This window comes from Shinella sp. G-2, from assembly GCF_050172695.1.
Taxonomy (GTDB): Bacteria; Pseudomonadota; Alphaproteobacteria; order Rhizobiales; family Rhizobiaceae; genus Shinella.
In genome coordinates, this window is the sequence record NZ_JBBEYH010000002.1 from 509,912 (window position 1) to 522,014 (window position 12,103).

General features: G+C 65.9%; 10 protein-coding genes. 8 read left to right on the forward strand and 2 right to left on the reverse strand.

Going from position 1 to position 12,103, the window contains the following annotated elements:
* Window positions 1–159: 159 nt before the first annotated feature.
* Window positions 160–1,281 (reverse strand): Gfo/Idh/MocA family protein, encoded by a 1,122-nt coding sequence (locus V8U06_RS06430; RefSeq protein ID WP_427139955.1) that lies wholly within the window; start codon window positions 1,279–1,281, stop codon window positions 160–162.
* A 197-nt stretch (window positions 1,282–1,478) separates the two neighbouring features.
* Here V8U06_RS06430 and V8U06_RS06435 point away from each other — a divergent pair, with 197 nt between their 5' ends.
* The 5 genes from V8U06_RS06435 to iolB all read left to right on the forward strand — a co-directional run bounded on the left by V8U06_RS06435 (window position 1,479) and on the right by iolB (window position 8,187).
* Window positions 1,479–2,363, forward strand: a complete 885-nt coding sequence (locus V8U06_RS06435; protein ID WP_427139956.1) for a MurR/RpiR family transcriptional regulator — start codon at window positions 1,479–1,481, stop codon at window positions 2,361–2,363.
* Between the two features lie 95 nt (window positions 2,364–2,458).
* Complete coding sequence (locus V8U06_RS06440; RefSeq protein WP_427139957.1) at window positions 2,459–4,387, forward strand: bifunctional 5-dehydro-2-deoxygluconokinase/5-dehydro-2-deoxyphosphogluconate aldolase; 1,929 nt, start codon at window positions 2,459–2,461, stop codon at window positions 4,385–4,387.
* Window positions 4,388–4,409: 22 nt separating this feature from the next.
* A complete protein-coding gene (gene iolD / locus V8U06_RS06445; RefSeq protein ID WP_427139958.1) occupies window positions 4,410–6,260 on the forward strand; it encodes a 3D-(3,5/4)-trihydroxycyclohexane-1,2-dione acylhydrolase (decyclizing) in 1,851 nt (616 codons plus the stop codon).
* 204 nt (window positions 6,261–6,464) lie between these two features.
* Window positions 6,465–7,382 carry a myo-inosose-2 dehydratase gene (gene iolE, locus V8U06_RS06450; protein WP_427139959.1) on the forward strand — a complete coding sequence of 306 codons (918 nt, stop codon included), beginning with the start codon at window positions 6,465–6,467 and terminating at the stop codon, window positions 7,380–7,382.
* 10 nt (window positions 7,383–7,392) lie between these two features.
* Window positions 7,393–8,187, forward strand: a complete 795-nt coding sequence (iolB, locus tag V8U06_RS06455) for a 5-deoxy-glucuronate isomerase (protein ID WP_427139960.1) — start codon at window positions 7,393–7,395, stop codon at window positions 8,185–8,187.
* Between the two features lie 258 nt (window positions 8,188–8,445).
* On the opposite strand, the gene V8U06_RS06460 is transcribed toward iolB, so the two are convergent.
* Window positions 8,446–9,513 (reverse strand): extracellular catalytic domain type 1 short-chain-length polyhydroxyalkanoate depolymerase, encoded by a 1,068-nt coding sequence (locus V8U06_RS06460; protein WP_427139961.1) that lies wholly within the window; start codon window positions 9,511–9,513, stop codon window positions 8,446–8,448.
* Between the two features lie 229 nt (window positions 9,514–9,742).
* Between V8U06_RS06460 and V8U06_RS06465 the strand changes: the two genes are divergently transcribed.
* The 3 genes from V8U06_RS06465 to V8U06_RS06475 all read left to right on the forward strand — a co-directional run bounded on the left by V8U06_RS06465 (window position 9,743) and on the right by V8U06_RS06475 (window position 12,096).
* Entirely contained in the window at window positions 9,743–10,966 is a 1,224-nt protein-coding gene (locus V8U06_RS06465; RefSeq protein ID WP_427139962.1) for an acyl-CoA dehydrogenase, read from the forward strand.
* A gap of 222 nt (window positions 10,967–11,188) precedes the next feature.
* Window positions 11,189–11,545 (forward strand): hypothetical protein, encoded by a 357-nt coding sequence (locus V8U06_RS06470; protein ID WP_226919855.1) that lies wholly within the window; start codon window positions 11,189–11,191, stop codon window positions 11,543–11,545.
* Window positions 11,546–11,667: 122 nt separating this feature from the next.
* Window positions 11,668–12,096 (forward strand): PilZ domain-containing protein, encoded by a 429-nt coding sequence (locus tag V8U06_RS06475; protein WP_226919856.1) that lies wholly within the window; start codon window positions 11,668–11,670, stop codon window positions 12,094–12,096.
* Window positions 12,097–12,103 lie beyond the last annotated feature (7 nt).

Sequence of the window (12,103 nt, forward strand, 5' to 3'; positions counted from 1 at the left end):
CAACGACAGCAATCGAGACAAAGAAAACCGGCGCCCAGCGTTTTTGCATTCGCTTGAACATGCCCTTCCCTCCGGCATTATTGCCGCCAGTATTACGTATGGGCCGGGGTGTTTCAATGCGCGGGCGATTGGATTTTTTTGGCCCGGTTGCCGAAATATTCATGCCGCGCCGATTTCCACCCATCGTCCTTCGCGGAAAGACTGCGCCATGGCGTGCACGGACCGCTCGATGCGCAGGCCATGGTTGAAATCGACCGCATGGGACGGTGCGCCCGCGATGGCGGCGATCAGCTCGCGGCATTCGATGACCTTGAGGTCGTTGAAACCGAGGCCGTGGCCGGGCGCGGGGATGAAGCGGTCGTAGGGCTTGTGGTGCGGGGCCGAGAGGACTGTGGAAAACCCCTGCTCGCTGGCGCGGCCGTCGACGGTATAGAGCTGGAACTCGTTCATGCGCTCCTGGTCGTAGAGGATCGAGCCCCTCGAGCCGTAGATCTGCAAGGCGATGCGGCCCTTGCGGCCCCAGGCCGAACGGTTCGCCATCAGCACGCCGGAAATGCCGCCCGAAAGGCGCATCAGCACGCTGGCGATGTCGTGGTTCTCGACCGCGCGGCGGCCGCCGTCCTTCAGCGGGCGGTCGGCATAGGGCTTGGCCTGCGCGGCGATGACCGCCTCGACATGGCCGAAGAGGCTCCACAGCAGGGAAAGCGGGTGCACGGCGAAATCGTCCAGCGCACCGTAGCCGGAGGCCGATTCGCTCTTCCAGTAGAAGGGCGCCTCGGGATCGGCCATGAAGTCCTCGTCCATTTCGACGCGCACATGGTTGACGGCGCCGATCCGGCCCTCTTCCAGCAGGGTCCGGATATGCCGGATCACCGGGTTCTGGATGTAGTTGTAGCCGAGGATGGCGACCCTTCCGGCGGCGCGCTGGGCGGCCAGCATGCGCTCGGCATCGGCGAAGGCCGGCGCCATCGGCTTCTCGCACCAGACATGTTTTCCCGCTTCCAGCGCGGCGATGGCCATTTCGGGATGGAAGCTGTTCGGCGTGGTGACGGAGATGACGTCGACATCGGGATTGGCGAGAAGATCGCGCCAGTCGGCGGTGGATTTTTCGAAGCCGAATTCGCGGGCGCGGCTTTCGGCAAGGGCGGCGTCGGCCTCGGCCAGATGCACGAGGCGCGGGCGCGCGACATCGCCGAAGACGGCGCTGACATTGTTCCAGGCCAGCGCATGGCACTTGCCCATATAGCCGGTGCCGATCAATCCAATTCCGAGGGCTTTCATGTCCTCTCCTCCATTCGATTGCGCAAAATCGCTACGCACCCGCGCCGGACTTGCTATATCTCGGCGAACGGGCGCTCCGGACGCCATGCATAGCGGGAAAGATTTGGAACGAAAACTATCTTTTCCGAAATGCGTGGAATATTTATTTCATTTCTGGCCGGACGCACGACCGGGAGCCGCATGAGGGGGACGACACCATGAACGACAGCGAAGCGGCCCAGGGGCGCGTGCCCCGCGATTTCGAGAGCCTGCGCAGCGTCATCATCGAGCGCAAGGCGACGATGCCGAAGCGGCTGGCGCAGGTGGCGGCCTATGCGCTGGCCAATCCGGACGAGATGGCCTTCGGCACCGCCGCCAGCATCGCGACGGCCGCAGACGTGCAGCCCTCCACGCTGGTGCGGCTCGCCCATCACCTCGGCTATGAAGGCTTCTCCGACCTGCAGAACGTTTTCCGGGCGAGGCTGCGCGACAAGACGCTATCCTATGAGGAGCGCCTGCTTTCGCTGGAATCGGGGCCTGCGGCCAACAGCGACATGGAGCTCCTGTCCGGCTTCCTGACGGCCGCCAGCCAGTCCGTCGCCCGGCTCGCCGGCACCATCGACGGCGAAACCTTCTCGAAATCCATCGACCTGCTCGCCAGCGCCGAAACCATCTATCTCGTCGCCAAGCGCCGCTCCTATCCGCTGACGGCGCATATGGCCTATGCCTTCGGCAAGCTCGGCATCCGCCACCAGATCATCGCCTCGCCCAACGGCATCGACGGCGAACTCGCGCAGTTCGCGACGCAGAAGGACGCCGTGATCGCCGCGAGCTTCGCGCCCTATGCGGCCGAAAGCCTGGCGCAGGCGCAGGAACTGGCCAGGCGCGGCGTGCCCATCGTCGCCATCACCGATTCCGTCTTCTCGCCGCTCGCAAGCTCCGCCACCCACTGGTTCGAGGTGTCGGAGGCCGACTATGCCGGCTTCCGCTCGCTCTCGGCCTCCATGGCGCTTGCCATGGCGCTGCCGGTGGCCATCGCGGAAAAGCGGCGTAGCCTGCGGCGGTCGTCGAAACGAAATGGCGCGAAACACGAAACGGAATAGACATTCCGAATTGACAGAATAATGGAATTCATGTTTCATTTTCCCGCAATGCCGCCGCGCCCTTCATGACGGCGCCGCGAGACCGGGAGGAAGACATGCCCAAGACTGACCAGGCCTCGGCCAAGACGCTCGACGTCATCACCATCGGCCGCGCCTCCGTCGATCTCTACGGCCAGCAGCTCGGCACGCGGCTGGAAGACACCGCCTCCTTCGCCAAGTCCGTCGGCGGCTGCCCGGCCAATATCGCCATCGGCACCGCGCGGCTGGGCCTGCGCTCCGCCCTCATCACCCGCGTCGGCGACGAGCAGATGGGCCGCTTCATCCGCGAGCAGTCCGCTCGCGAAGGCGTCGATGTCGCCGGCATCCGCACAGACAGGGACCGGCTGACGGCGCTCGTGCTGCTCGCCATCGAGGCCGAGGGCGTCTCGCCGATGATCTTCGTGCGCACCGACTGCGCCGACATGGCGCTCGACGAGAGCGACGTCGACGACGCCTTCGTGCGCTCGTCCCGCGCCGTGCTCGTCACCGGCACGCATTTTTCCCGCGCCAACAGCGAGGCCGCCCAGCGCAAGGCCATCCGCATCGCGAAGGAATCGGGCGGCAAGGTCATCTTCGACATCGACTACCGGCCGAACCTCTGGGGCCTCGCCGGCCATGCCGAAGGCTTCGAACGCTATGTGAAGTCCGACCGCGTCTCGGCGATCCTGAAATCCGTGCTGCCGGACTGCGACCTCGTAGTCGGCACGGAAGAAGAGATCATGATCGCCTCGGGCGCCGACGACGTGCTGTCCGCCCTCAAGGCGATCCGCGCGGTTTCCCCCGCCACCATCGTCCTCAAGCGCGGCGCCATGGGCTGCATCGTCTATGACGGCCCGATCTCCGACGATCTCGAGGACGGCATCGTCGGCAAGGGTTTCCCCATCGAGGTCTATAATGTGCTCGGCGCGGGCGATGCCTTCATGTCCGGCTTCCTGCGCGGCTGGCTCAAGGGCGAGGATCACGCCACCGCCGCCACCTGGGCCAATGCCTGCGGCGCCTTCGCCGTGTCGCGCCTGCTCTGCTCGCCGGAATATCCGAGCTGGGAAGAACTGACCCATTTCCTCGCGCACGGCAGCAGGCACCGCGCCCTGCGCAAGGACGAGACCATCAACCACATCCACTGGGCGACCAACCGCAAGCAGGACGACATTCCGCTGCTGATGGCGCTCGCCTGCGACCACCGCATGCAGCTCGTCGACGTCGCCGACGAACTGAAGGTGCCGCATGAGCGGATTTCCGCCTTCAAGCGCCTCACCGTCGAGGCCGCGGCCCGCGTCGCCGAGGGGCGGCCCGGCTACGGCATGCTGATCGACGAGCGCTTCGGCCGCGACGCCTTCTTCGATGCCGCCGCCCGGAATTTCTCCTGGCTCGGCCGCCCGGTGGAACTGCCGGGCTCGCGGCCGCTGCGCTTCGAGTTCAGCCAGGACATCGGCTCGCAGCTCGTGGAATGGCCGCTCGACCATTGCATCAAGTGCCTGTGCTTCTATCATCCGGACGATCCGGCCGCGCTGAAGGCGGAGCAGCAGGAAAAGCTGCGCACCCTCTTCGACGCGGCGCGCCGCGTCGGGCGCGAATTGCTGGTCGAAATCATCGCCGGCAAGAACGGCCCGCTGAAGGACGACACCATTTCCACGGCGCTGCAGGAGCTCTACGATCTCGGCATCAAGCCGGACTGGTGGAAGCTGGAGCCGCAGGCCTCGCCCGAGGCCTGGCGCAACATCGAGGCGACGATCGCCCGCAACGACGCCTATTGCCGCGGCATCGTGCTGCTCGGCCTGGAAGCGCCGACGGAAGAACTGGTCAAGGCGTTCGAGGCAACGAAGGTGGCGCCGTCCGTCAAGGGCTTTGCCGTCGGCCGCACCATCTTCGCCGATGCCGCCCGCGCCTGGATGGCCGGCACGATGGACGACGAGGCGGCGATCACCGACATGGCCGGCCGCTTCCGCGCGCTGACCGAGGCCTGGCTGAAGACGCGCGGCCTTTAAGAAAGACATTTGGAGGAAGACCATGGGCAAGACGATCCAGCTGACGATGGCGCAGGCCGTCGCGCATTTCCTGAAGGCGCAGAAGACGGTTGTCGACGGCAAGGTGGTGCCGATCTTCGGCGGCGTCTGGGCGATCTTCGGCCACGGCAACGTCGCCGGCATGGGCGAAGCGCTCTACCAGGTGCGCGAGGACCTGCCGACGCTGCGCGCCCATAACGAACAGGGCATGGCGCATGCCGCCGTCGCCTTCGCCAAGGCGGCCTTCCGCCAGCGCTTCATGGCCTGCACGACCTCCATTGGCCCCGGCGCGCTCAACATGGTGACGGCCGCCGGCGTCGCCCATGTCAACCGCCTGCCCGTGCTCTTCCTGCCCGGCGATGTCTTCGCCAACCGCATCCCCGATCCGGTGCTGCAGCAGATCGAGGATTTCGGCGACGGCACCGTCTCCGTCAACGATGCCTTCCGCTGCGTCTCGCGTTATTTCGACCGCATCACGCGGCCCGAGCAGATCATCCCCGCCCTGAAACGCGCCATGCAGGTGCTGACCGATCCGGTCGATTGCGGGCCGGTGACGCTCTCGCTCTGCCAGGACGTGCAGGCGGAAGCCTATGACTATCCGGCAAGCCTCTTTGCCGAAAAGGTCTGGACGCCGCGCCGCCCCCGCCCCGACAGCGACGAGCTTGCCGCCGCCATCGCCACGCTGCGCAAGGCGCAAAAGCCGCTGATCATCGCCGGCGGCGGCGTTCTCTATTCGCAGGCGACCGCCGAGCTGAAGGCCTTTGCCGGCATGCACGGCATTCCCGTCGCCGTCACCCAGGCCGGCAAGTCGGCGCTCCCCGATGGTCATCCGCTCTGCATGGGCTCCGTCGGCGTCACCGGCACGTCGGCCGCCAATGCCTTTGCCGAGGAGGCGGATGTCATCCTCGCCGTCGGCACGCGCCTGCAGGACTTCACCACCGGCTCCTGGGCGCTGTTCAAACAGGACGGCGTGCGGATGATCGGCCTCAACACCACCCTGTTCGATGCCGCCAAACATGACAGCCAGCCGCTCGTCTGCGATGCGCGCGAGGGCCTGACCCTGCTTTCCGAAGCGCTCGGCGGCTGGAAGGCGCCGGCCGCGGTGGAGGCTTCGGCCAAGGCCCGCAAGGCGGAATGGACGGCGGCCGCCGCCCGCGCCACCGCGCCGGGCAATGCGCCCCTGCCCTCGGATGCGCAGGTCATCGGCGCCGTGCAGCGATCCATCGGCGGGGAAAATTCCGTGCTCGTCTGCGCGGCCGGCGGGCTTCCCGGCGAATTGCACAAGCTGTGGCAGGCGGAAAAGCCCGGCGGCTACCACATGGAATACGGCTTTTCCTGCATGGGCTACGAGATCGCCGGGGCGCTCGGCGTCAAGCTCGCGCGGCCAGAGGCCGATGTCGTCGTCATGGTCGGCGACGGTTCCTACATGATGATGAATTCCGAGCTGTCGACCTCGATCATGCTCGGCAGGAAGCTCACCGTCGTCGTGCTCGACAATCGCGGCTATGGCTGCATCAACCGCCTGCAGATGGCGACCGGCGGCGCGAACTTCAACAACCTCCTGAAGGACGCGATGATCGAGGCCATGCCCGATATCGATTTCCGCGCCCATGCCGAAAGCATGGGGGCCGTCGCCGTCAAGGTCGCCTCGCTCGCCGATCTCGAAACCGCGATCCAGCAGAGCAAGGCCAATGACCGCACCTCGGTCATCGTCATCGACACCGACCCGCTGATCACCACGAAGGACGGCGGCCACTGGTGGGACGTCGCGGTGCCGGAAGTCAGCCCGCGCGCCGAGGTCAACGCGGCGCGCGAGGCCTATGTCAAGGCGCGCGCGGCACAGAGCCTCGGCTAGCGTTCCCGGCCGAAGCGGCACCGCTTCAGCGCGGAGACGGCGCGAAGCCGAGAGGCGAGAGCAACACACGCTCCTTCTTCATCCCCGGCCCCTTTCCGAGGCCCATCCGCCAGCGGACCGGCGGCAGGGTTTTCGGAGCCGGCCGGGGATGACGCAGGAACCACAGGACAAGGGAGGCCCCGCCTCCCGGCAAGGAGACGATCGATGAAAGCCAAACTCGGCATGTCGCCCATCGCGTGGTGGAACGACGACCTTCCCGAACTCAGCGACGACGTATCGCTGGAAGAATGCCTGCGCCAGTCGCGCGGCGCGGGCTTTACCGGCATGGAACAGGGCCGGCGCTTTCCGGGCACGCCCGAGGACATGCTGCCGATCCTGCGCGCGGCCGACGTCACGCTGTGCGGCGGCTGGTTCTCCGGCACGCTGGTCGACGAGGACCTCTCCGTCAACAAGGACCGCATCGCGCCGATGATCGAGCTGTTCAAGGCGGTGAACGCGCCCTGCATCGTCTATGGCGAGGTCGGCCGCTCGATCCAGGGTGACCGCTCCCGGCCGCTCGCCACCAAGCCGCGCCTTTCCGACGACGAGATGAAGGCCTATGGCCGCCGGCTGACGGAGTTCGGCGAATGGTGCGCCGACCGCGGCATGCCGCTCTCCTACCACCATCACATGGCCGCCGTCGTGGAGACGGAAGCCGAGCTCGACGCCTTCATGAACGCCTCGGGCGACGGCATTCCGCTGCTGCTCGATGCCGGGCACCTCGCCTTTGCCGGCGGCGACGTGCTGCGCGCCATCGACAGGCACCACGCCCGCATCAACCACGTCCATGTCAAGGACATCCGCAAGGCGGTGGTGGACGGGCTCGACCGCAGCCGGCAATCCTTCCTCGACGCGGTGGCGCTCGGCGCCTTCACCGTGCCGGGCGACGGCTCGCTCGATTTTGCCGCCATCGTGCAGCGCTTCGCCGATTACGGCTACGAGGGGTGGTTCGTCGTGGAAGCCGAGCAGGATCCGCGCACGGCCCCGCCGCAGAAGATGGCCGAGATCGGCCATGCCGAATTGATGCGCGTGATGACCGCCGCAGGCTATAGTGTGGAAACCGAAGGTTTTCCGAAAGCATAGGAGACGCCCGATGCCGAAGCTCCTCGTCAAACCCGAAGGCCGCCACGGCCGCGTCAGCCATGTGACGCCGCAAAGCGCCGGCTGGACCTATGTCGGCTTCGACGTGCACCGCATGAAGCCCGGCGAGATCGTCGCGGCGGAAACGGGCAGCCGCGAGGTCTGCCTCGTCTGGATTTCCGGCAAGGGCAAGGTGACGGCGGCGGGCGAGGACTTCGGCGTGCTCGGCGCGCGCATGAGCCCCTTCGACGGCGCACCGCATGCGCTCTACGTGCCGGCCGATGCCAACTGGTCGGTGACGGCGGAGACGGAGCTGGAACTGGCCGTCTGCTCGGCCCCCGGCGGCGGCGACCACAAGGCGAAGGCCATACCGCCCGGCACGCATGAAAAGGTCGTGCGCGGCAAGGGCTCGAATGTCCGCCATGTGCACAACATCATGCCGGAAGACGACAATTCGGCCCATTCGCTGCTGGTGGTGGAGGTGATCACCCCGAACGGCAACACCTCCTCCTATCCCTCGCACAAACACGACCGGGACGACCTGCCGAACGAAAGCCTGCTGGAAGAGACCTATTACCACCGCCTCAACCCGCCGCAGGGTTTTGCCTTCCAGCGCGTCTACACCGACGACCGCTCGCTGGACGAGGCGATGGCGGTGGAGGACGGCGACGTGACGCTGGTGCCGCGGGGCTATCACCCCTGCGCGACCGTGCACGGCTACGACCTCTATTACCTCAACGTGATGGCGGGGCCGAAGCGGGTGTGGAAATTCCACAATGCGAAGGAGCATGAATGGCTGCTGGGGTGAGCGGACGCCCTGCGCCCATTCACCGCCATCCCATGATCCACCGGGCAGCGCACGCCACCCGCGCCTTTCTCGCCGCCCCCTCTCCTCCGTCACCCCGGACCCGATCCGGGGTCTAGCCACCGCGCGTCCGCGCGGTGAGAAGGACGCCTCGCAACCGGAACCGGGGGTCTTTCGCGCTCACCGACGTGAGCGCGCGGGATACCGGCTCAAGGCCGGCATCCCGAAGGTGAGGTCAGCGAGATAACGCTGGGAACGTGCCTAAGCACCGTCCCGGTGCGCAGGACCATGGGTCGGCGCTACGTCAGGCCGCTTCCACTTGCGCGTCAGGCCCCATTCCTTCGCGATCTCCAGCGTCGACGAGAAACCCGCCTCCAGCATGAAGGGCTCGGAGGACGCGGCATAGCCGCCGCCCTCGCCCGTCATCACCGGCGTGCCATGACCCATGCCGTCGATTTCGTGGAAGGCGACGAGCGCGCGGCCGTCCTTGTCGGGCCAGATGCGGGTGCGCCGGCCCTTCATGCGCTTTTCCACGAAGGCGTCCTTGAGCAGGCGATAGAGGTCGCGCCATTGCTCGACGAGGGCAAGGCCGTTGGAAAAGGCGACGGTTTCGTCCGCCGTGCCGTGCCAGATGGAAATGGCGGGCTTGCGGGCAATGCGCGGGGAAACCTTGCGCACGAGATCGCCCCATTCGCGGGCGGTGCGTTCGGGCGCCGCCTCCATGGCGTCGAAGGCGCGGGTGGCGTCGCGCGCCGCGCCGAAGGGCAGGCCCGCAAGGATCGCGCCGCCGGCAAAGAGCGCGGGATAGTTGGCGAGCATGGCGGCGGTCATCGCCCCGCCGGCCGAAAGGCCGGTGATGAAGACGCGCTCGGGGTCGCTGCCCGCCATCTCCGCGGCATGCGCCACCATCTGGCGGATCGACATCAGTTCGCCGCGGTCGCGCGTCACCTCGCTCGGGCGGAACCAGGTGAAGCAGAGCCGCGGATTGTTCGCGCCGCGCTGCTGGGCGTAGACGACGGCAAAGCCGCGCTCGTCGGCAAGCGAGGCCCAGCCGGCGGCGCGCTCATAGCTTTCCGCATCCTGCCGGCAGCCATGCAGCACCAGCACGAGCGGGCGTCCGGCGGGCAGGCCCTCGGGCACATGCGCGAACATGCGCAGACAGCCGGGATTGCTGCCGAAATCGGCGACTTCCACCAGCGGCGAGGCCGCGCCGCGCCGCCGCGGCGGCGGCGTCTTGCGCTCGGGATTGCGGAACGGCCAGAACAGGTCTCCCAGCCGCGCTTCGGTCGGCAGCAGCCTTTCGACCGATCGCTTGAAACGATCGCGCATACCTGGCCTCTCTTTCTTGGAATTGCTCATCGTCAGGCTAAATGCTCACCGGGAAAGGCAGGAACAAGGCAAATGGGGCAGATTGTGGTGGATGGCTCATTCTGCGGGCTCATGAGGGCATTCATAAATAGCCAAAGCGTTCATCCCTCCCGTTCGTTCCCGCCCTTTCGGAGAGAAGGAAGCTGATGTAGCACTTCTGCAACGACAAAACCGCGACAGGACGGAAGCCATGAGCGAACACCACAGCGCCACCCCGCAGCAGGCCCGCGCCAAGATGGCGCCCTTCGACTGGGCCGACCCCTTCCTCCTGGAAGACCAGCTGAGCGACGAAGAGCGCATGATCCGCGATACGGCCCGCGCCTATTGCCAGGACAAGCTCGCCTCGCGCGTCACCGAAGCCAACCGCAACGAGATCTTCCACCGCGAGATCATGAGCGAGATGGGCGAACTCGGCCTGCTCGGCCCGACCATTCCGGAAGAATTCGGCGGCGTCGGCGCCAATTACGTCTCCTACGGCCTCGTCGCCCGCGAAGTCGAGCGCGTCGATTCGGGCTACCGCTCGGCCATGTCCGTGCAGTCCTCGCTGGTCATGCACCCGATCTTCGCCTACGGCACCGACGAACAGCGCAACAAGTACCTGCCCAAGCTCGCCTCGGGCGAATGGGTCGGCTGCTTCGGCCTCACCGAGCCGGACCACGGCTCGGACCCCTCCTCGATGGTCACCCGCGCCAAGAAGGTCGACGGCGGCTACCTGATCTCGGGCGCGAAGAACTGGATCACCAACTCGCCGATCGCCGACGTCGCCGTCGTCTGGGCGAAGTCCGACGCGCATGACAACAAGATCAAGGGCTTCGTGCTCGAACGCGGCATGAAGGGCTTCGAGACGCCGAAGATCGAGGGCAAGTTCTCGCTGCGCGCCTCCGTCACCGGCATGATCATGATGCAGGACGTCTTCGTGCCCGACGAAAACCTGCTGCCGGAAGTCTCCGGTCTTGCCGGCCCGTTCGGCTGCCTCAACCGCGCCCGCTACGGCATCGCCTGGGGCGCCATGGGCGCCGCCGAGTTCTGCTGGCACTCGGCCCGCCAGTACACGCTCGACCGCAAGCAGTTCGGCAAGCCGCTCGCCGCCAACCAGCTCATCCAGAAGAAGCTCGCCGACATGGAGACCGAGATCTCGCTCGGCCTGCAGGGCGCGCTGCGCCTCGGTCGCCTGTTCGACGAACACCGCGCCCCGGCCGAACTCATCTCGCTGATGAAGCGCAACAATTGCGGCAAGGCGCTCGACATCGCCCGCGTCTCCCGCGACATGCACGGCGGCAACGGCGTTTCGGACGAATACGGCGTCATCCGCCACGTCATGAACCTGGAAGCCGTCAACACCTACGAGGGCACGCACGACATCCATGCGCTGATCCTCGGCCGCGCGCAGACCGGCCTGCAGGCCTTCCAGTAAGCCGATCCGGCATCGCCGAAAATTCCGGCGGCCGCTTGCCAGAGCATGTCAGGTTCAGATTGAACCAGACATGCTCTAATTTTTTTTGTTTTCGTTTGTCTTTTCGGGAAAACCGGTTCCCACTTTTCCCTGACAAACTCTAAAATGCGAGCGGCCGCTTTCACGTTTTATCCATCCCGTTTCGATACAGTTCAAACCCGGCAACAGAAGCGGGAGGGCGGCATGCCCCTCGACCACATCCACGACCAGCTTCGCCTGCGCCATCCCAAGCGCAGCTTCGTCCAGTATCGCATCGACAAGCCCGGTTTCGTCACGCCCATCGGCCACCACCTCAGCACGGCGATGCGCTATACCTGCCTCATCCGCAGCATTTCGAGCGCCGGCGCGGTCCTGTCGATCAACAAGACGCTGGAACTGCCGGAGAATTTCTACCTGGAGATCCACGGCATCCGCGACGAGATCCCCTGCACGGAGTTCAAGCGCGACGGCGAGGAGCTGGTGGTGCGCTTCAACATGTTCCTCGATGCGGATTTCCTCAACATGGTGCTCGGCCGCCAGGTCGAAACGCACGACGCCTAGGCCGCCGGTCCCGGAAAAACACAGCGGTTAAAGTTTTAAATATTTGTTTCAACGAAACAAAATACTCGCCTGCAAAACTCCCCCATCTGTCGGACATGATGTCCCCCAACGGGAGTGAGGCAATGAGTATCGGTGCCGACCAGCGGTCCTCCGCAGGATTGTACGAACGCAAATGGGAACGCTTTGCCGTCAACCGGCAGGGCATGCTGATGACAGTCGGCTTCGACCTCGCCGCACCGAAGATGCGCAGCTGCAAGCTGGTCGACATCTCGCAGGGCGGCGCAAGCTTCACCGTCACCACGACGATCGGCCTGCCGCTGCACTATTACCTCTCCATCGTCGGCGTCACCTCGCGCATCGGCTGCGCGGAGGTCTATCGCAACGACAACCGCATCGGCGTGCAGTTCATCAAGGAAATCGACGAGGAACTGCTGCACACCATCGTGCGCTCCGACTACTTCACCGGCGGTGTGAACACCAAGCCGAAGAAGGAAGAGCGCCGCTACGTGGCGGGCGTCGAACGGGGCGGTGTCGGCTCGGCCGTCATCTGAACGTTTC